At 68.5% G+C, this 20,313-nt stretch carries 16 protein-coding genes; 11 read left to right on the top strand and 5 right to left on the bottom strand.

Going from position 1 to position 20,313, the window contains the following annotated elements:
- Nucleotides 1-35: 35 nt before the first annotated feature.
- Nucleotides 36-2,360: an ATP-dependent DNA helicase RecG gene (gene recG / locus PQB87_RS03790; RefSeq protein WP_059675555.1), complete on the bottom strand. Its 2,325-nt coding sequence runs from the start codon at nt 2,358-2,360 to the stop codon at nt 36-38.
- Nucleotides 2,361-2,527: 167 nt separating this feature from the next.
- On the opposite strand from recG, the gene queA reads away from it, so the two are divergent.
- The 6 genes from queA (at nt 2,528) to PQB87_RS03760 (ending at nt 10,459) form a co-directional block, all read left to right on the top strand.
- The gene (gene queA / locus PQB87_RS03785) at nt 2,528-3,595 is read left to right on the top strand and encodes a tRNA preQ1(34) S-adenosylmethionine ribosyltransferase-isomerase QueA (RefSeq protein WP_060065939.1); all 1,068 of its coding nucleotides are present in this window, start codon (nt 2,528-2,530) and stop codon (nt 3,593-3,595) included.
- A gap of 236 nt (nt 3,596-3,831) precedes the next feature.
- Entirely contained in the window at nt 3,832-5,028 is a 1,197-nt protein-coding gene (gene tgt / locus PQB87_RS03780) for a tRNA guanosine(34) transglycosylase Tgt (protein ID WP_059709672.1), read from the top strand.
- A gap of 233 nt (nt 5,029-5,261) precedes the next feature.
- Nucleotides 5,262-5,585, top strand: a complete 324-nt coding sequence (yajC, locus tag PQB87_RS03775) for a preprotein translocase subunit YajC (protein WP_006476868.1) — start codon at nt 5,262-5,264, stop codon at nt 5,583-5,585.
- Nucleotides 5,586-5,691: 106 nt separating this feature from the next.
- Entirely contained in the window at nt 5,692-7,713 is a 2,022-nt protein-coding gene (gene secD / locus PQB87_RS03770; protein ID WP_021163786.1) for a protein translocase subunit SecD, read from the top strand.
- Between the two features lie 16 nt (nt 7,714-7,729).
- Nucleotides 7,730-8,680 carry a protein translocase subunit SecF gene (secF, locus tag PQB87_RS03765; RefSeq protein ID WP_021163787.1) on the top strand — a complete coding sequence of 317 codons (951 nt, stop codon included), beginning with the start codon at nt 7,730-7,732 and terminating at the stop codon, nt 8,678-8,680.
- A 216-nt stretch (nt 8,681-8,896) separates the two neighbouring features.
- On the top strand, nt 8,897-10,459 hold the full coding sequence (locus PQB87_RS03760) for a S41 family peptidase (RefSeq protein WP_489242571.1): 1,563 nt from the start codon (nt 8,897-8,899) through the stop codon (nt 10,457-10,459).
- A gap of 18 nt (nt 10,460-10,477) precedes the next feature.
- On the opposite strand, the gene PQB87_RS03755 is transcribed toward PQB87_RS03760, so the two are convergent.
- From PQB87_RS03755 to PQB87_RS03740, 4 genes are all read right to left on the bottom strand, one after another.
- On the bottom strand, nt 10,478-11,755 hold the full coding sequence (locus tag PQB87_RS03755) for an MFS transporter (RefSeq protein WP_489242569.1): 1,278 nt from the start codon (nt 11,753-11,755) through the stop codon (nt 10,478-10,480).
- 192 nt (nt 11,756-11,947) lie between these two features.
- Entirely contained in the window at nt 11,948-12,529 is a 582-nt protein-coding gene (locus tag PQB87_RS03750) for a YceI family protein (RefSeq protein ID WP_027788340.1), read from the bottom strand.
- Between the two features lie 64 nt (nt 12,530-12,593).
- Nucleotides 12,594-13,154 (bottom strand): YceI family protein, encoded by a 561-nt coding sequence (locus PQB87_RS03745; protein WP_042972699.1) that lies wholly within the window; start codon nt 13,152-13,154, stop codon nt 12,594-12,596.
- 8 nt (nt 13,155-13,162) lie between these two features.
- Complete coding sequence (locus tag PQB87_RS03740; protein WP_060065936.1) at nt 13,163-13,723, bottom strand: cytochrome b; 561 nt, start codon at nt 13,721-13,723, stop codon at nt 13,163-13,165.
- Between the two features lie 258 nt (nt 13,724-13,981).
- On the opposite strand from PQB87_RS03740, the gene PQB87_RS03735 reads away from it, so the two are divergent.
- From PQB87_RS03735 to PQB87_RS03715, 5 genes are all read left to right on the top strand, one after another.
- The gene (locus tag PQB87_RS03735) at nt 13,982-14,644 is read left to right on the top strand and encodes a paraquat-inducible protein A (protein WP_059685221.1); all 663 of its coding nucleotides are present in this window, start codon (nt 13,982-13,984) and stop codon (nt 14,642-14,644) included.
- Nucleotides 14,641-15,270 carry a paraquat-inducible protein A gene (locus PQB87_RS03730; RefSeq protein WP_021156371.1) on the top strand — a complete coding sequence of 210 codons (630 nt, stop codon included), beginning with the start codon at nt 14,641-14,643 and terminating at the stop codon, nt 15,268-15,270. The genes PQB87_RS03735 and PQB87_RS03730 overlap by 4 nt, the downstream gene beginning before the upstream one ends.
- The gene (locus tag PQB87_RS03725; RefSeq protein ID WP_027788344.1) at nt 15,263-16,882 is read left to right on the top strand and encodes a PqiB family protein; all 1,620 of its coding nucleotides are present in this window, start codon (nt 15,263-15,265) and stop codon (nt 16,880-16,882) included. Before PQB87_RS03730 ends, PQB87_RS03725 begins: the two co-directional genes overlap by 8 nt.
- Nucleotides 16,879-17,604 (top strand): PqiC family protein, encoded by a 726-nt coding sequence (locus PQB87_RS03720; protein WP_059487123.1) that lies wholly within the window; start codon nt 16,879-16,881, stop codon nt 17,602-17,604. Before PQB87_RS03725 ends, PQB87_RS03720 begins: the two co-directional genes overlap by 4 nt.
- 480 nt (nt 17,605-18,084) lie before the next feature.
- A complete protein-coding gene (locus tag PQB87_RS03715) occupies nt 18,085-20,214 on the top strand; it encodes a site-specific recombinase (RefSeq protein ID WP_489242568.1) in 2,130 nt (709 codons plus the stop codon).
- Nucleotides 20,215-20,313 lie beyond the last annotated feature (99 nt).

The following is a 20,313-nucleotide window of genomic DNA, read 5'->3' as shown; positions in this document are numbered from 1 at the left end:
GAATGGCGATTCCGGATCCGGCCCCAACCCGCGGATCAGGCCTTCAGATACTGCTCCCGCGCGCCGAGCCAGCGCGCGAGATGCTGCGTGACGATTTCGGGATACGCGGCAATCAGCCGCGTCGCGGCTTCGCGGGCCGGATCGATCAGCCAGCCGTCGGTCTCAAGGTTCGCGAAGCGCAGCATCGCCGCGCCCGACTGGCGGGCGCCGAGGAATTCGCCGGGGCCGCGGATCTCGAGGTCGCGCCGCGCGATCTCGAAGCCGTCGGTCGTCTCGCGCATCGTCTTCAGCCGCTCGCGGCCGGTGAGCGACAGCGGCCCCGTGTACAGCAGCACGCACACCGACGCCGCGGTGCCGCGCCCGACCCGGCCGCGCAACTGGTGCAGCTGCGCGAGGCCGAAGCGCTCCGCGTGCTCGATCACCATCAGCGACGCGTTCGGCACGTCGACGCCGACCTCGATCACGGTCGTCGCGACGAGCAGCTGCACTTCGTTGCGCGTGAACGCTTCCATCACGGCCGCCTTGTCGGCCGGCGACAGCCGGCCGTGCACGAGCCCGACCTTCAGCTCCGGAAGCGCGGCGGCCAGCGTCTCGTAAGTCTCGACGGCCGTCTGCAGCTGCAGCGTCTCGCTCTCCTCGATCAGCGGGCACACCCAGTACACCTGGCGCCCGGTCAGCGCGGCCTCGCGCACGCGGGCGATCACCTCCTCGCGCCGCGCATCACCGACGAGGCGCGTCAGCACCGGCGTGCGGCCCGGCGGCAGCTCGTCGATCGTCGAGACCTCGAGGTCCGCGTAATACGTCATCGCGAGCGTGCGCGGAATCGGCGTGGCCGACATCATCAACTGGTGCGGCTGGAAGTCGCGCGCGCCGTTGGCCGCGTTCGCGGCCTTCGCCCGCAGCGCGAGCCGCTGCTCGACGCCGAAGCGGTGCTGCTCGTCGACGATCACGAGGCCGAGCCGGGCGAATTCGACCGTGTCCTGGATGATCGCGTGCGTGCCGATCACGAGCTGCGCGGTGCCGAGCGCGGCCGCCTCGATCGCCGCGCGCTTCTCTTTCGCCTTCAGGCTGCCCGCGAGCCACGCAACCGTGACGCCGAGCGGCTCGAGCCACGCGCGCAGCTTGCGCGCATGTTGCTCCGCGAGGATTTCGGTGGGCGCCATCAGCGCGGCCTGGTAGCCGGCGTCGATCGCCTGCGTGGCGGCCAGCGCCGCGACCACCGTCTTGCCGCTGCCGACGTCGCCCTGCAGCAGGCGCTGCATCGGGTGCGCGAGCGTGAGGTCGCGCGCGATCTCGTCGACGACGCGCGCCTGCGCGCCCGTCAGCGTGAACGGCAGCGCGGCATAGAGCCGGGTCGTCAGCGCATCGGCATCGCTCGCGGTGCGGCGCGGCATCGCGGGCGCCGCGCGCGTGCGGCGCTCCTCGTGCGCGCGCTTGAGCGACAGTTGCTGCGCGAGCAGTTCCTCGAACTTGATGCGCGTCCACGCCGGATGCGAGCCGTCCATCAGCGCGGCTTCGTCGGAATCGACGCGCGGGTGGTGCAGGATGCGCACGGCCTGCTCGAGCGTCGGCACGTCGAGCGGCTTCAGGTAGTCGCGCTGGATCTCGGGCGGCAGCAGCTCGGGCAGCGGCGTGCGCTCCACCGCGTTCTCGATCGCCTTGCGCAGGTACGCCTGCGACACGCCGGCCGTGCTCGGATAGACGGGCGTGAGCACCTGCGGCAGCGGCGCATCGGCTTCGACGACGCGCACGGCCGGATGCACCATCTCCATCCCGAAGAAACCGCCGCGCACGTCGCCGCGCACGCGCAGCCGCTGGCCGACGGCCATCTGCTTGACCTGCGAGCCGTAGAAATTGAGGAAGCGCAGCACGAGCTGCTCGCCGTCGTCGTCCTGGATCTTCACGACGAGCTGGCGGCGCGGGCGATACGCGACCTCGTTGTCGAACACGACCCCTTCGGTCTGCGCGATGCCGCCCGGCAGCAGCTCGCCGATCGGCGTGAGCGTGGTTTCGTCCTCGTAGCGCATCGGCAGATGCAGCACGAGATCGATCGAACGCGTGAGGCCGAGCTTCGCGAGCTTGTCGACGGTCTTCACGGGCTTGTCGGCGGCCGGCTTCTTCTTGCGCTTCGTGCCGGATGCGCCGGCCTCGCCCGCTGCATCGCCCGCGGCGGCACCGTCGGCATCGGGCGCGGCGGCTGCCGGCTGCGCGAGCCTGCCGTCGGCGCCGCGCTTCGGGCCGGCACGGCGCGGCACGGTGCGCGCCGCCGTGTCGTGCACGGGCGGCGCGGCATCCTCCGCGTCGAACGGATCGGCGGAATCGGCAACGGCAGCGGAGGAGCGGCGTGGTGACACAGGCATCGGATCGTCTGGGTGCTTCACAAGGCAAGTACAATAGCGGCTTTCACGTCGTCCGAACGAACGACGCCGGCCAGGCCGCGCATCCCGCCATCATAGCGGCTCGCGCGCCCCATTCATGCGTTTCCGCCCTGTCGGCGGCGCCCGCCGGCCGTTTCGAACCAGCCCGCATGTTCACGCTTTCCGATTTCGATTTCAATCTGCCGCCCGAGCTGATTGCGCAAACCGCGCTGCCCGACCGCACCGCGAGCCGCCTGCTCGAGGTCGACGGCACCGTCGAGCCCGCGCGCCTCGTCGACCGCCGCTTCGCCGAGCTGCCGTCGTGCATCGCGCCCGGCGACCTGCTCGTGTTCAACGATACCAAGGTGCTGAAGGCGCGGTTCTTCGGCCAGAAGGCCAGCGGCGGCAAGATCGAGGTGCTGGTCGAGCGCGTGACCGGCACGCACACGGCGCTCGCGCAGATCCGCGCAAGCAAGTCGCCGGGTGCCGGCACGACGCTGCGTCTCGCCGATGCGTTCGACGTGACCGTCGGCGAGCGCGTCGAGCCGTTCTTCACGCTGGTCTTCCCCGAGCCGTGCCTCGATCTCATCGAGCAGTACGGCCGCCTGCCGCTGCCGCCCTATATCGAGCACGATCCGGATGCGACCGACGAGACGCGCTACCAGACCGTCTACGCGAGCAATCCGGGGGCGGTCGCCGCACCCACGGCCGGGCTGCACTTCGACCAGCCGATGCTCGACCGGCTCGACGCGATGGGTGTCGAGCGCGCGACGCTGACGCTGCACGTCGGTGCCGGCACGTTCCAGCCGGTGCGCGTCGACAACATCGCCGAGCACAAGATGCACAGCGAGTGGTACGACCTGCCGCAGTCGCTCGTCGACAAGATCGCCGCGACCCGCGCGCGCGGCGGCAACGTGATCGCGGTCGGCACGACGTCGATGCGCGCGCTCGAAGCCGCGGCGCGCGCGGCCGACGAAGCGGGCCGCCCGCTCGCGGCGACGCAGGCCGAGACCGACATCTTCATCACGCCGGGCTATCGTTTCCGCGTGGTCGACCGGCTCGTCACGAACTTCCACCTGCCGAAGTCGACGCTGCTGATGCTGGTGTCCGCGTTCGCGGGCGTCGAGACGATCCGCTCCGCGTACCGGCATGCGATCGAACAACGCTACCGCTTCTTCAGCTACGGCGACGCGATGCTGCTCACGCGGCGCGACACGCCGGAGACGCCGCGCGCCTAGCACGACAGGCGCGAACATGCAGCGGCCCGCGATTGCGCGGCGGCCGTTGCGCTTCGCGCTGCCGCACGCCGCGTGGGTGTCTCCGCGCTGTTGCCCCGCGCGGTTGCCCCCGCGGTTGCCCCTTTTCCCACGGTACGCGCTACGATGGCGCGCACCTGTTTTTCCCCGCCGCCGGCCTGCCGGCGGCGTTTCCAACATGCGCCGGACTGTTCTCCGGTGGCAAGGAGAATAAAGCGATGACCGAAGGTTCATCCCACGATACGCACGATGCACACGCCCCCGTGCAGGACCGCCCCGCAAACGGGCTCGAATTCGAACTGCTGACGACCGACGGCCATGCGCGCCGCGGCCGCGTGAAGCTCAATCACGGCGTGGTCGAGACGCCGATCTTCATGCCCGTCGGCACGTACGGCACCGTGAAGGCGATCCAGCCGCGCGAGCTGCACGAGATCAAGGCCCAGATCATTCTCGGCAACACGTTCCACCTGTGGCTGCGCCCGGGCCTCGACACGATCGACGCGCACGGCGGCCTGCACGGCTTCATGGGCTGGAACAAGCCGATCCTGACCGACTCGGGCGGCTTCCAGGTGTTCTCGCTCGGCGACCTGCGCAAGATCACCGAGGACGGCGTCACGTTCGCGTCGCCGATCAACGGCGACAAGCTGTTCCTGTCGCCGGAAGTGTCGATGCAGATCCAGAAGGTGCTGAACTCCGACGTCGTGATGCAGTTCGACGAGTGCACGCCGTACGCGACCAACGGCGTGCCGACCACGCACAAGGAAGCGGCCGACTCGATGCGCATGTCGCTGCGCTGGGCGAAGCGCTCGCTCGACGAATTCAACCGGCTCGGCAACCCGAACGCGCTGTTCGGGATCGTCCAGGGCGGCATGTTCGAGGACCTGCGCGACGAATCGCTCGCGGGCCTCGCGGAACTCGGCTTCCACGGCCTCGCGATCGGCGGGCTGTCGGTCGGCGAACCGAAGGAAGACATGATGCGCGTGCTGCGCCACGTGGGCCCGAAGCTGCCGGCCAACAAGCCGCACTATCTGATGGGGGTCGGCACGCCGGAGGACCTGGTCGAGGGCGTCGCGAACGGCGTCGACATGTTCGACTGCGTGATGCCGACCCGCAATGCCCGCAACGGCTGGCTCTTCACGCGCTTCGGCGACGTGAAGATCCGCAACGCGACGCACAAGAACTCGCTGAAGCCGCTCGACGCGAGCTGCTCGTGCTACACGTGCCAGAACTTCTCGCGCGGCTACCTGCATCACCTGCACCGCGTCGGCGAGATCCTCGGCGCGCAGCTCAACACGATCCACAACCTGCACTACTACCTGCAGCTGATGAGCGAGATCCGCGACGCGATCGAGACCCACACGTTCGACGCGTTCCGCCAGCGCTTCGCGGAGGATCGCGCGAGAGGCGTCGACTGACGGGCCGGCTGCCCGCGCCGCGGCCCGTCACATAGGACGAGTACTAAATAATGCGTCCCAACTGTCGAATCCGGTCGCCAAACATTACAATTGCCTTTCCAAACGAGTCGCAACGGTACCGGTTCGCGCTTTAACAGCTTGATCCGAAAGCGCATTTGCCGAGCCGTTTGCGCATGGGGCCGGTGGTAGAATAACCGGCTTATTTTTCGATCTTCCCCTACGGAGAGACCAACGTGCCGTTCATTTCCAACGCGTTCGCCCAAGGTGCCGGTGGCGCCGAATCGAGCCTGATGAGCTTCCTGCCGCTCATCCTGATGTTTGCCGTGCTCTACTTCATCATGATCCGTCCGCAGATGAAGCGTCAGAAGGAGCACCGCAACATGCTCGCGGCCATGGCCAAGGGCGACGAAGTCGTCACGAGCGGCGGCCTCGTGGGCAAGGTGACGAAGGTCACCGAAGGCTACATCGGCGTCGAGATCGCCGAGGGCACCGAAATCACCGTGCAGAAGGCCGCGGTCACGACCATTCTGCCGAAGGGCACGATCAAGTCGCTGTAAGCCCTTCACCGAGCGTCCGGCTCCCCGCGCCGTGCCCGCCTGAGAGAGCGGGCCGCCGCGGCGCCGGACGCGACGCTTTCACGCCAACCACCCGTTCGGCTCCCTCATGAATCGTTATCCACTCTGGAAATATGTCGTGATGGTCGTGGCGCTCGCCATCGGCCTTCTGTACACATTGCCCAACTTCTTCGGCGAAGCGCCGGCGGTGCAGGTGTCGAGCGGCAAGGCCACGGTCAAGCTCGACTCGACCACGCTGACCCAGGTCGAATCGGCGCTCGCCGCCGCGCAGATCACGCCGGACGACGTCACCTTCGAGAACACGGCGACCAACGCGAACATCCGCGTGCGCCTGAAGGACACCGATACGCAGCTGCGCGTCAAGGACCTGCTGCAGAAGTCGCTGAACGCCGACCCGAACGATCCGCAGTACGTCGTCGCGCTGAACCTGCAGAGCGCGTCGCCGCGCTGGCTGACCGCGCTGCACGCGCTGCCGATGTATCTCGGCCTCGACCTGCGTGGCGGCGTCCACTTCCTGCTCCAGGTCGATATGACGGGCGCGCTCACGAAGAAGCTCGATTCCGACGCGTCCGACGCGCGCACGCTGCTGCGCGACAAGAACATCCGCGACGGCGGCGTGAGCCGCGTCGACCAGTCCGTGGTCGTCAATTTCAGCGATGCGCAGACGGCGGAAGACGCCCGCAAGGTGCTCGCGCTGTCGATCACCGAACTGCAATGGGCGACCCAGCCCGGCGGCGGCGGCACGCAGGTCGTCGGCACGTTTACGCCGGCCGTGCAGAAGTCCGTCGAGGACGCCGCGCTCAAGCAGAACCTGACGACGCTCCACAACCGCGTGAACGAACTCGGCGTGTCGGAGCCGATCCTGCAGCAGCAGGGCAGCGACCGTATCGTCGTCGAGCTGCCGGGCGTGCAGGACACCGCGAAGGCGAAGGACATCATCGGCCGCACCGCGACGCTCGAAGCGCGCCTCGCCGACCCGATCAACACGCACCCGAACCCGAACGACCCGGTGCCGCCGGGTGAAGAACTGTTCACGCAGGGCAACCAGGCGCCGGTGCTGCTGAAGAAGGAAGTGATCTTCACGGGCGACCGCATCATCGATGCATCGGCCGGTTTCGACGATCACCAGCGTCCGTCGGTCAACATCCGCCTCGATTCGGCGGGCGGCCGCTCGGTGCGCGCGGTGTCGCGCGAGAACATCGGCAAGCCGATGGCGATGGTGCTGTTCGAGAAGGGCAAGGGCGAGGTGCTGACGGTCGCGACGATCCAGTCGGAGCTCGGCGACCGCTTCCAGATCACGGGCCAGCCGACGCCGCAGGCCGCGGCCGACCTCGCGCTGCTGCTGCGCGCCGGTTCGCTCGCCGCGCCGATGGACATCATCGAGGAACGCACGATCGGCCCGAGCCTCGGCGCCGACAACATCAAGATGGGCGTCCACTCGGTGATCTGGGGCTTCTGCGCGATCGCCGTGTTCATGATCGCGTACTACATGCTGTTCGGCGTGATCTCGGTGATCGGCCTGTCGGTGAACCTGCTGCTGCTCGTCGCCGTGCTGTCGCTGATGCAGGCCACGCTGACGCTGCCCGGTATCGCCGCTATCGCGCTCGCGCTCGGTATGGCGATCGACTCGAACGTGCTGATCAACGAGCGCGTGCGTGAGGAACTGCGCGCGGGCCAGCCGCCGCAGCTCGCGATCCAGTCGGGCTACGCGCACGCATGGGCGACGATTCTCGACTCGAACGTCACGACGCTGATCGCCGGCCTCGCGCTGCTCGCGTTCGGCTCGGGCCCGGTTCGCGCGTTCGCGATCGTGCACTGCCTCGGTATCCTGACGTCGATGTTCTCCGCGGTGTTCTTCTCGCGCGGGATCGTCAACCTCTGGTACGGCGGCCGCAAGAAGCTGAAGTCGCTCGCGATCGGCCAGGTGTGGAAGCCGGAAGGCGCCGCTGCCGCCGCACCGTTCGCCGAGGCGGACGATGCGACCGACACCGCGCGTGCCGCGAAGCTCGCCGCGCCCGCGAAGGGCAACGCGCCGCGCACCGGCAAGCCGCAGCTGCGCAACCGCGCGCAGCAAGGCGTGTCGCCGAAGAAACCGGGCTCGACCCAATAAGGCCCCGGAGAAGACCATGGAATTTTTCCGCATCCGTAAAGACATTCCGTTCATGCGGCACGCGCTGGTGTTCAACGTGATCTCGCTGGTCACGTTCCTCGCCGCCGTGTTCTTCCTGTTCCACCGCGGGCTGCACCTGTCCGTCGAATTCACCGGCGGGACGGTGATCGAGGTGCAGTACCAGCAGGCCGCCGAACTCGAACCCGTGCGCGCGACGCTCGGCAAGCTCGGCTACGCCGACGCGCAGGTGCAGAACTTCGGCACGTCGCGCAACGTGCTGATCCGGCTGCAGCTGAAGGAAGGCCTCACGTCCGCTCAGCAGAGCGACCAGGTGATGAGCGCGCTGAAGGCACAGAGCCCGGACGTCACACTGCAACGCGTCGAATTCGTCGGCCCGCAGGTCGGCCGCGAACTCGCGACCGACGGCCTGCTCGCGCTCGCGTGCGTCGTGATCGGCATCGTGATCTACCTGTCGTTCCGCTTCGAGTGGAAGTACGCGGTGGCCGGCATCATCGCCAACCTGCACGACGTCGTGATCATTCTCGGCTTCTTCGCGTTCTTCCAGTGGGAGTTCTCGCTGGCGGTGCTCGCGGCCATCCTCGCGGTGCTCGGCTACTCGGTCAACGAGTCGGTCGTCATCTTCGACCGGATCCGCGAAACGTTCCGCCGCGAACGCAAGATGACCGTGCAGGAAGTGATCAACCACGCGATCACGACCACGATGTCGCGTACGATCATCACGCACACGTCGACCGAAATGATGGTGCTGTCGATGTTCTTCTTCGGCGGCCCGACGCTGCACTACTTCGCCCTCGCGCTGACGGTCGGCATCATGTTCGGCATCTACTCGTCGGTGTTCGTCGCGGGCTCGCTCGCGATGTGGCTCGGCATCAAGCGCGAAGACCTGATCAAGGAAAAGAAGACCGCGCACGATCCGGACGATCCCAACGCAGGCGCGCAGGTTTAAGCGCCGCGCTGCTTCGGCACCGACGAAAAACCGGCCCGGTTGGGCCGGTTTTTTTTCGCCCGTATTTTCGCCCGTACCGCCGGCGTGGAGCGCGCGGCCCGCTCGCCCTGCCCGGCCACGCGCGTCGGCTACAATCGTGACCGTCCCGCCGCGCCGCCCGCCGGCCGTGCGCCGGCGGGACAGCACCTTCGCCCTCCGTTCCAACGTGCGGTCCCGATGATGCCTTCCACGCGTACCGTTCTTCGCCTTGCCGTTTGCGCAGCCGTCACGGCCGCGTTCCTGCCGTGCGCGTCACCGGTCGGTGCGCAACAACCGGCACCCGCCCCGCCCGCCGCTGCTCCCGCCACTTCATCCTCGTCCCCCGCCTCACCCGCCACCGCCCGGCCGCCTTCGCCCTGCCCGCCCGACTGGGAGCCGCAGATCTGCGAGCTCAAGGCGGCGGTGGAAGTGCTGAAGCGGCAGCACCTGACCGACGTCGACATCGGCGCGCTGCTCGACGCCACGACCCACGCGGGAATCAGGACGCTGCCGTACGCGCGTTTCTTCGATGCGAAGGAGGAGCAGGAGCGGAGCGAAGACGAACGGCGCGCCCGCGACGGCACGCCCGGCATCGGCATCGTCTTCGAGACGCGGCCCGACGGGCTGCACATCGTCGACGTGATTCCCGACGCGCCCGCGGAACAGGCCGGCGTGCGCCCCGACGATCTCGTCGTCGCGATGAACGATACGAGCGTCGTCGGCATCGACGCCGCCGACCTGACCAAACTCGCCAAGGGCGACGCGGGTGTGCCGCTGAAGCTCACGGTACAGCGCGGCCCGTCGCACGCGATGCTGAGCTTCGCGCCCGTGCGGACGATCCTCAAGCCGCACCCCGCGACCGCGAAACGGCTTGCCGGCGACGTCCTGTACACGCGGCTGTCGAGCTTTCCGGAGCCCGCGGTCGGCGCCTACGTCGACGCGGTGCAGGCCGCACGCCGCGCGGGGCCGCCCGTGAAAGGCGTGATTCTCGACCTGCGCATCAACGGCGGCGGCGCGCTCAACGCGGCGATCGGCATCACCGCGCTGTTCGCGGGCCGCGATCGCACCGCGATGGTGACGGTCGAGCGCGGCGACGCCAACCGTCGCCGCTACACGACCAACTGGCCCGATTACGCGTTGCCGGTCATGCACGGACAGGATCCGCTCGCGCCGTTGCAGGCCGACGACTGGTGGCGCACCGTGCCGCTCGTCGTGCTCGTCGACGGACAGAGCGCGTCGGCCGCCGAAGCGACCGCGGCGGCACTGAAGGATCTCGGCCGCGCGAAGCTGCTCGGCATGCCGACCTACGGAAAGGGGCTCGCGCAGACGGGCGTCGACCTGATCGACGGTACGCGCCTGAATTTCACGTTCGCGCGCAACCTGCGGCCGAACGGCTGCCCGATGGATGGCTACGGCGTCGTGCCCGACTGGCTGGTGCCGCCGCGCCGCGACTCGGACGTCGACGGCGTGCTGCTGTGGTACCGCGAAGCCGATCTCCCGCGCGCGCCGTATGCCGACCGGCTGGCGCCCGACCCGTTCGCGAAGGTGCGCAAGGAACGGCAGAAGCTGCGCGAGCAGCGTGCGCTTGCAAAGATCGGCTCGGCGAAAAGCGCGGCGCTGCCGCAGCGCGAGTTCGGCACGGCCTCCGACTGGCAGCTCGGGCAGGCCCTTGCCGCGCTCGCGGGGCGCCCCGTGCGAACGGTCGACGCCAAGCCGCAACTGATGCCCGCGCAACCTGTATGCGAGCGCGCCGGCAACTGACGCGCGCCGCCTGCCCTGTTACCGGAAGCCGAACCGCCGGCGCAGCACGACCAGCGCCGCGAGGCTCAGCACGGCCGCGAACATCAGGTAGAAGCTCGGCACCGTCTTCATCCCGGTCGCCTTGATCAGCCACGCGATGATGAACGGCCCGAAGCCGCCGAAGATCGTCACCGCGACGTTATAGGCGAGCGACATCCCGGTCGTGCGCGTCTGCACCGGAAACACTTCGGACAACAAACCCGGCAGCGCCGCGAAGTAACCCGTCATCAGGAATGCGAGCAGCACCTGCAGGGCGATCAGCGTGCCGAAGCCCGGATGGGCGACCAGGTACGCGAATGCCGGATAGATCAGCACGAGGATGCCGATCGCCGGCGCGATCATCACGCGCACGCGGCCGTAAGTGTCGGACCAGTGGCCGACGAGCGGTGCGAACACCATCTGGATCACGCCGACGACGAGGATCGCCGCGAACGCGGCCGACGGCGCGAGGCCGAGCTGCTTCACGCCGTAGGTCGGCATGAACAGCACGAGATAGGTCGCGACGGTGCCGAGCACGACCACGCCCATCGCGGCGACGAGACGCGCCTTGTGCGACGCGAACGTGTCGCGCAGCGGGTTCGCGGTGCCTTCCGCGGCAAGGAATTCGGGCGTCTCGTCGACCTTCGTGCGGATGTAGTAAGCGACGGGCCCGAGCAGCAGGCCGAAGAAGAACGGCACGCGCCAGCCCCACGACGCCATCTGCGCGGCCGAGAGCTGCGCGTTCAGCACGGTGCCGAAGCCGGCGGCGAGCAGCGTCGTGAGCCCCTGGCTCGCGACCTGCCAGCTTGCGAAGAAGCCGCGCCGGCCCGGCACGTGTTCGGCGAGGAACGCGGTCGCGCTGCCGAATTCGCCGCCGGCCGAGAAGCCCTGCATCAGCCGCGCGGCGACGAGGATCACCGGCGCCGCGACGCCGATCGCCCCGTAGGTCGGCAGCACCGCGATGATCAGCGTGCCGGCCATCATCAGCAGGATCGACAGCGTGAGCGCGGCCTTGCGGCCCGCGCGGTCGGCGTACGCGCCGAGCACGATCGCGCCGAGCGGGCGCATGAAGAACGACACGCCGAACGTGCCGAGCGTGAGCAGCAGCGACACGGTGTCGTTGCCGGCCGGGAAGAACAGCTTCGAGATCGTCACCGCGAAAAAACCGTAGACGACGAGATCGAACCACTCGAGCGCATTGCCGATCGACGCGGCGACCACCGCGCGCCACACGCGCGGCGACGAGGCAATGGGACGGGACTGCGTGACGGCATGCATCGGCGATCTCCTTGTCGTTGTACGTTCTGTTCGAGGCGGCCGCGGCCACGCGCGCGCCGTCGGCGCCGCCCGGGCGCCGCAAGCGGCGCTCGGGCGATTATAGGCGCGCAAAAAAACCGCCGCGCCCGTGGAACGGGAACGCGGCGGTTGGCGCGCGACGGGCCGGCGCGGCGGCCGGCCCGGCTGGCGGTATTACTGCTGCTTGACGGCTTCGGCCGTGATCAGCAGCTTCGTCTTCATCTTGAAGCCGTACTGCTTGCCGTAGTCGAGGCCGAAATCGTCGCGGCTGAATTCGCCGACCGCGTCGACGCCGCACACTTCACGCTTGAGCATCGGATGCGGCATGCACTTGAACGAGTCGATCTTCAGCGTCAGCGGCTTCGTGACGCCATGCAGCGTCAGGTTGCCGACCACCGACACCGGCTTGTCGCCGTCGAACTTGATCGTGCCCTTGTAGTTCGCCTGCGGGAACTTCGCGACGTCGAAGAATTCGTTCGTCTGCAGGTGCTCGTCGAGCTTCGCGCTGCCGGTGTGGATCGACGCGATGTCGGTCGTCACGTCGACCGTACCCGTCTTCGCCGCGCGATCGAGCGTCACGGTGCCGCTCGACTTGTCGAACTTGCCGCGCCAGACCGACAGGCCGCCGAAGTGGTCGGCCTCGAAGCTCGGGTACGTGTGCGACGGATCGAACTGGTAGGTTGCGCTGTCGGCGAATGCCGAGAACGACAGCGTGGCAGCCAGTGCGCCTGCGGCGATCATCAGATGCTTTTTCAACTCTTTCTCCTTGGAACGGCGCCGCGCCCTCGCGCGGCATTCGGGTGATGCGATGGTTCGCCGCTTACTTCGTGGCGACGAGATGGAACTTGATCTGCACTTCGTCCGCGACGACCGACGTGTCCTTCCATTCGCCGGTGCCGACGTTGAAGGCCGAACGCTTGATCGGCAGCACGCCGTCGAACGTCTGCGTCGCGCCGTTCTGCGTGACCGTGACGGGCACCGTGACGGTTTCGGCCTTGCCCTTGATCGTCAGCTTGCCGGTCACGTTGTACTTGTTGCCACCGGCCGGTGCGATCGCCGACGACACGAACGTCGCCTGCGGGAAAGCCTTCGCGTCGAACCAGTCCTTGCCGGCGACCTGGTCGTTGTACATCTTGTCGCCGAGGTCATAACTCGCGACGTCGATCGTCATCTGGGCGCTGCCCTGCGCGGCCTTCGCCGGATCGAACTTCACCTGCGCGGAAAACTTCTTGAACGCGCCTTCGGTCGGCACGTTCATCTGCTTCGACACGGCGGACACCTTGCTCTTCGCGAGATCGACATCGGCGTGCGCCGCGCCCGACGCGACAAGTGACACCGCGGCGAACGCGGTCAGCATGGAGCGGGAGAAAGACACTTTCATGGGATCCTTCATTTGGCAAAGGGAAGCATCCGCGACAACAGGCCGTCGCGGTCCAACAACTGGTGCTTGAGCGCCGCGAGCACGTGCATCGCGACGAGCGCAAGCAGAATGTAATTCAAGGACACGTGGAGCGTCTTGAAGATTTCCTTGAGCGCCGGATCGGGGTCGATCAGCCGCGGCAGCGGCACGATGCCCAGGTAGACGACCGGGATGTTCGAGGCCGAGCTGTACAGGTAGCCCGTCACGGGGATCACGATCATCAGCACGTACAGCAGCATGTGCACGCCGTGCGATACCACGCGCTGCCAAGCCGGCGTGTCGGCCGGCAGCGGCGGCGGCACGTGCGTCGCCCGCCACAGCACGCGGATGACGGCCAGCGCGAACACCGTCACGCCGATCCACTTGTGCCACGAGAAGTACTTCAGCTTGGTCGGCGTGAAGCCGGGGATGTCGGTCATCACCCAGCCGAGCGCGAAGCCGCAGATGATCAGCAGCGCGATCAGCCAGTGCAGCGCGATCGCGGTATGCGCATAACGTGCCGGCACGGCCGGCGGCGATTTCGATACCATCCTGGATTCCTCAGTTCAGCGAACAGCCGCGCCGGCCGTTCGTCCGACGCTTGTCAAGGGCGCCATGCTACCGCAACCTTTTGACGCGCGCGGACTCTGAGGACAGGCATGTCAGCCGGCTGACGGCTTCCCGTCATGTTACCGGCCGGTCACAAACCGCACGATCCTTGACACGCCGAAAAGGCCCTTTTGGTAAGATTGGCGCGGGTTCCGGCCCCGTCGACGCGTGTCCCCAGCCGTCGCACAACTGCCTTTTCCATGCAACGATACGACCTGATTGCCTGTCACGAGTGCGACGCACTGTTGCACAAACCGCGCCTGAGCGGCCGCGAAATCGCGCGTTGCCCGCGCTGCGACGCGCTGCTTTATCGCAACAGCGCGGCGCAGATCGAGCGGATCTGCGCGCTCGCGCTCGCGGCACTGATCACGTTCACGATTGCCCAGGCGTTCCCGATCCTCGAAATGGACGTGAACGGCAACCGCGTGCAGACCACGCTGATCGGTGCGATCGACTCGCTGTGGCGCCAGGACATGGCGATCGTCGGCGTGATGGTGTTCTGCTCGACCGTGCTGTTCCCGCTCGTCGAGATGTCCGCGCTGCTGTACCTGCTGCTGCCGATCCGCCGCGGCGTCGTGCCGCCCGGTTTCAACCTCGTGCTGCGCGCGATCGAGCTGGTGCGGCCGTGGGGGATGATCGAGGTGTTCATGCTCGGGATCCTCGTCACGATCGTCAAGATGGTGAGCCTCGCGCGCGTCGTGCCGGAAGCCGCGCTGTTCGCGTTCGCCGCGCTCACGCTGATGATCGCCGTGGTGCTGATGTTCGATCCGCGCACGCTGTGGGACATCGCCGACGACCTGCGCGCCGGGCGCTCGCCCGGGCAGCCCGACGCCGCCCCGCTGCCGGAAGCCGCCCGCCGATGACGATCCCGACCGCCGCCCGCGAGGGCTACGTCAGTTGCCACACATGCGGGCTCGTGCAGACGCTCGACCATCCGCACGCGCATTGCGCGCGCTGCGGCAGCGCGCTTCATTTCCGCACGCCGAACAGCCTGATGCGCACGTGGGCGCTGCTGCTCGCGGCCGCGATCCTGTACATCCCGGCGAACCTGCTGCCGATCATGCGCACCGCGTCGATCGTCGGCTCGCAGGAAGACACGATCATGAGCGGCGTCATCTATTTCTGGGTGTCGGGCGACTGGCCGCTCGCCGTCGTCGTGTTCGTCGCGAGCATCCTCGTGCCGATGCTCAAGCTCGGCGTGCTGCTGATCCTCGTGATCAGCGCGCAGCGCCGCACCGCATGGCGGCCGCAGCAGCGCACGCGGCTGTTCCGGATCGTCGAGCGCATCGGCCGCTGGTCGATGCTCGACATCTTCGTCGTGACGCTGACCGTCGCGCTCGTCCATTTCCGTTCGCTCGCCGTCATCACGGCCGGCCCCGGCGCGCTCGCGTTCGGTTCGGTCGTGATCCTGACGATGCTCGCGTCGATGCAGTTCGATCCCCGCCTGATCTGGGATCCAGTCGAAACCTCAGGGAATCACCATGAATAGTCCACAAGGCCCGCAGCACGACGCGCCCCGGCCGCCCGATCCGACGATCTCGACGAAAAGCGGCTGGCTGCCGTCGCTCGTCTGGCTCGTGCCGCTGATCGCCGCGCTGATCGGCATCGGCCTCGTGATCAAGTCCGTGCGCGAACGCGGCCCGGAAATCACGATCAGCTTCCACAGCGCCGAAGGGCTCGAGCCCGGCAAGACCCAGGTCAAGTACAAGGACGTCGAGATCGGTATGGTCAAGACGATCAAGCTGTCGAAAGACCTGTCGCGCGTGCTCGTCCAGGTGCAGCTCAAGAAGGAAGCCGAGGACTTCGCGGTCAAGGGCTCGCGCTTCTGGATCGTGCGGCCGCGCGTCGGCGCGACCGGCGTGTCGGGGCTCGGCACGCTGCTGTCAGGCGCGTACATCGGCGTCGACGCCGGCCGCGGCCAGGACACGCTGACCGATTTCACGGGCCTCGAGACGCCACCGGCCGTCACGGGCGACCAGAAAGGCACGCAGTACGTGCTGCGCGGCGATTCGCTCGGCTCGGTCGACATCGGCTCGCCGGTCTACTACCGCCGCGTGCAGGTCGGCCAGGTGGTCGGCTTCTCGCTCGACAAGGACGGCACGGGCGTCACGTTCAACGTGTTCGTCAATGCGCCGTACGACCAGTACGTCGGCATCAACTCGCGCTGGTGGCAGGCGAGCGGCGTCGACCTGCGGCTCGATTCGAGCGGCCTGAAGCTGAACACGCAGTCGCTCGCGACGGTAATCCTCGGCGGCATCGCGTTCCAGACGCCGCCGAACCAGGGCTCCGGCACGACGGCGCCGAACAACACGACGTTCCGCCTCGCGTCCGACGAGGGCGACGCGATGCGCGACCCGGACGGCCAGCCGCTGCAGGTCGTGATGAACTTCAACCAGTCGCTGCGCGGGCTCGCCGTCGGCGCGACGGTCGACTTCCGCGGCATCGTGCTCGGCGAAGTGACGAACATCGGCATCGACTTCGATCCGAAGACGAAGAACTTCCTGATGCCGGTGACGATGAACATCTATCCGGAACGCCTCGGCCGGCGCTTCCGCGAAACGATCGAGAGCAAGGGCGAACCGGCACGCCGCGAGATCGTCGAGCGGCTCGTCCAGCACGGGCTGCGCGGCCAGCTGCGCACCGGCAACCTGCTGACGAGCCAGCTGTACGTCGCGCTCGACTTCTTCCCGAAGGCACCGGCCGTGAAGATCGACACGGCACGCCAGCCGCTCGAGCTGCCGACCGTGCCGAACACGCTCGACGAGCTGCAGCTGCAGGTCGCCGACATCGCGAAGAAGCTCGACAAGGTGCCGTTCGACCAGATCGGCGCGAACCTGAACAGTGCGCTCGCGAACGCCGACAAGCTGTTCAAGCAGCTCGACACGCAGGTCGCGCCGGAAGCGCGCGACACGCTGTCGGCCGCAAAGCAGACCTTCTCGACCGCCGAAGCGACGCTGCAGCAGGATTCGCCGCTGCAGTCCGACGTGCGCGGCGCGCTGAAGGAACTCACGCGCACGCTGCAATCGCTGAACGCGCTCGCCGACTACCTCGAGCGTCACCCCGAATCGCTGCTCAAGGGCAAGCCAGGAGATCAACCATGACGACACGCGTGAACGGTTTCGCGAGCGGCGCGGCGGCGGTTGCCGCCGCCCTCGCGCTCGCCGCGTGCAGCTCGCCGCCCGCGCGGTTCTACACGCTCAGCCCGGCCGACGCCGCGGCGCCGCTGCGCACCGCGCCGGCCAACCCGGCGTTCCTGATCGAGGTGCCGTCCGTCGGCGTGCCCGAGCAGGTCGCGAAAAACCAGCTGGTCGTGCAGAAGAACGCCGCGCAGGTCGACGTGCTCGAGCAGGAACGCTGGGCATCGCCGCCCGCCGACGAGATCCGCCGCGCGCTGTCGGACGATCTCGCCGCGCAGCTCGGCACGATCGACGTCGCGAATTCCGCGACTCCGCCCGGCGTGCCCGTGTATCGCATCAGCGTGAACGTGCAGCGCTTCGAGTCGTGGCCGGGCAAACGGGCGGCGGTCGATGCCGTGTGGAGCGTGCGCTCGCTCGCCACGCAGGCCGTGATGACCTGCCGCACGAGCGTCGCCGAACCGGTCGCCGACGGCTACGACGCACTCGTCGCCGGCCACCGGCGCGCGCTCGACGTGATCGCCACGCAAGCCGCGGCCGGCGTGCGTGCCATGGCCGCGCGCCGTGGCGCATCGGCTGCCACGGCACCCGCGGCCGGCGGCAAGACGGCCGCCGCGCCGGTCGTGCCGTGCCCGGCCAATCCGGCGCCGGGCGGCGGCGCCGGCGCGACGGGCAAGTCCGGCGCATAAGCGGGCGGCGGGCGTGCGGCGCGCAGGCGAACGCTCGACGGCGTACACGCCTGCGCGGCTTCGTCCAGCGCGGCGCGTCCGATAGCGCCCGCCGGCCGCCACCGGCGATGCGCTGTCGCGGCCGGCCCCGGCCCCGCATCGCGCTCCCCGGCCGGACGGCCATGACATTGTTTGTCAAAGTCGGCCGGAACCGGCTTCGTGCAACGCGGTCGGCTTGCGTTTTCCGGCCCGATTGACGATCCTACGCACTTTCAGGCCCGCGCCGCTCGTCGTGCGCGCCAGCCAGCGGCGCCGGGCCGCGTTCGGCCCGACCGCCGTGCCGCCCGGCGCCCGCACCGTGCACCGCAGCAGGGCAGCCGCATCGCGGGTCGCCTCGCATCGTCCGGCAACCTGCCCCGTCTCACCCGTTCTCCCCGGCGCCGCGCCGTTTCCCGGCCGGCATCCCGAACCCGCCCGCCGAGGGCTTTCGCTATTCCGTTTATGTTTCGTTCCCTGACGACCCTGATCAAGAAGTGGCGCGCGTCGCGCAATGCCGGTCACCAGCTCGATGCGCTGCTCGCGCACGCCGACGCCGATGCGTCGTACGCCGAGCGCAGCGAATGGCTGATCGAGCTCGTGCACTGGCTGCGCCGCACCGGCACGATGCAGGACGCGCCGGCCGATCGCGACGCCGATGCGCGCGCGTATCCGGCCCACGCGCGGTTGCGCTACCTGTTCCACGTGCTCGATCGCAACCCCGCATGGAAGGCGCATGCCGCGCGCATCCTGCGCGGCATCCTGCGCGAGTGCGACGGCATCTCGCTCCTGTGCGACGCCGGCATGCCCGTGCACTCGGGCTTCTTCGGCGCGCTGTTCGAGCGGATCGACTCGTCGCTGATCCCGCCGGCGCCGAACCGCCGCGAGCTGTCGGCGCTCTTCACGCTGATGTTCCCGACGCCGGAAGACGCGCAATGGATCGACGCGCTGCCCGACGATCTCCTCACGCGCCTCGCCGACCTGTTCTCGTTCGACGTCACCGACGAAGAGCGCCACGAGCCTGGGTCGTTCTCGCGCGACCTGCTGGCCGCGCTGCACAACCTGACCTGCCAGATCAGCTCGACCGGCCTGTCGCAGACGGTGCGCAGCCGGCTCTCCGACGACGACGCGCGCAAGCCGCTGGAACGCCAGCCGCTGGAAACGCAGCCGTTCTATCGCCTCACGCGCGCGATGCTCGCGGTCGAGACCGCGCACGCGGCCGTCGAGGACGGCGGCGACCCGAGCAAGCTATTGCACGAGGTCAACTACCTGCGCGTGCTGCTCGACGAATGCCGGATCGCCGTCGACGAGGTGTTCTCGCACCTGTACCGCAACGGCGTGTCGGTCGACATCGTGTTCCAGGTCGAGCGGATGCGCATGCGCATCCTGCGCGCCGAGATGCTGCTCAACGCGTGGATGGCGCGCGACGACCTGCACGGGATGGCGCACCTGACGGCCGAGCTCGTCGACGCGAACCACAACAGCCAGAGCGTGTCGCACCTCGTGCGCAGCAACTTCTCGCTGTTCGCGCGCAAGCTCGTCGAAACCAACGCGGACACCGGCGAGCACTACATCTCGCGCGGCCGCGCCGAGTACCTGAAGATGCTGCGGATGGCCGCGGGCGGCGGCCTCGTCACCGTCGTGACGGTGTGCGTGAAGTTCGCGATCACGGGCGCGCACCTGCAGTCGATGCTCGAAGGGCTGCTCGCGGGCATCAACTACGCGGCCAGCTTCATGCTGATGCACTTCCTGCACTTCACGCTCGCGACCAAGCAGCCTGCGATGACCGCGCCGACGCTCGCGCGCGAGCTGGACGACACGGGCCACGACGAAGGCGTGAAGGCGTTCGTGGCATCGGTGATCGCGCTGATCCGCACGCAGGCCGCCGCGATTTCGGGCAACGTGCTCGTTGTGCTGCCTGTGTGCCTGCTGGTGCAGCTGTTTGCCGGCAACCTGCTGCATGCGAACCTGATCTCGCCGGAGAAGGCGCACGCGACGCTGCACTCGTTCTCGCTGCTCGGCCCGACGCCGCTCTACGCGGCGCTGACCGGCGTGCTGCTGTGGGCATCGAGCCTGCTCGCGGGTTGGGCCGACAACTGGTTCGTGCTGCACCGGGTCGGCGACGCGCTCACGTACAACCGCCGGCTGCGCCTCACGCTCGGCGCGGCCGGCGCCGCGAAGCTCGCGCATTTCTGCCGGTCGAACGTGGCCGGCGTGGTCGCGAACGTCGGCCTCGGCCTGATGCTCGGCCTCATCCCCGCGATCGTCACCGTGTTCATGTTCCCGTTCGAGGTGCGGCACGTGACGCTGTCGGCCGGCTCGATCGGGATCGCGCTCGGCGTGCTGGGCAAGGGCGCGCTGGGCACCCCCGAGCTGTGGTGGGCCGGCGCCGGCGTGCTCAGCATGGCGATCCTCAACGTGCTCGTGAGCTTCGCGCTCGCGTTCACGATGGCCGTGCGCTCGCGCAGCCTGCGCCCGACCAAGGTGCGCGCGCTCGTCGCCGCGATCGTCCGCACGGTGCTGTCGAATCCGCTCGCGCTGTTCTGGCCGGGCAGCAGCCCGGCCGCCCGCGCCGGCCAGCCGGGCTCGCACTGAGCCCACGGCGGCCTGGCGGTGCCCGCCCGGGTGCCGCCGGGCCGCCCCCGGCACGCACGCGCGGCGCCCGGGCCCGCGCCGCGGCACCGAAACGCGACG

The organism is Burkholderia sp. KL41 (assembly GCF_057005415.2).
This window is presented reverse-complemented; position numbering and strand designations above follow the sequence as displayed.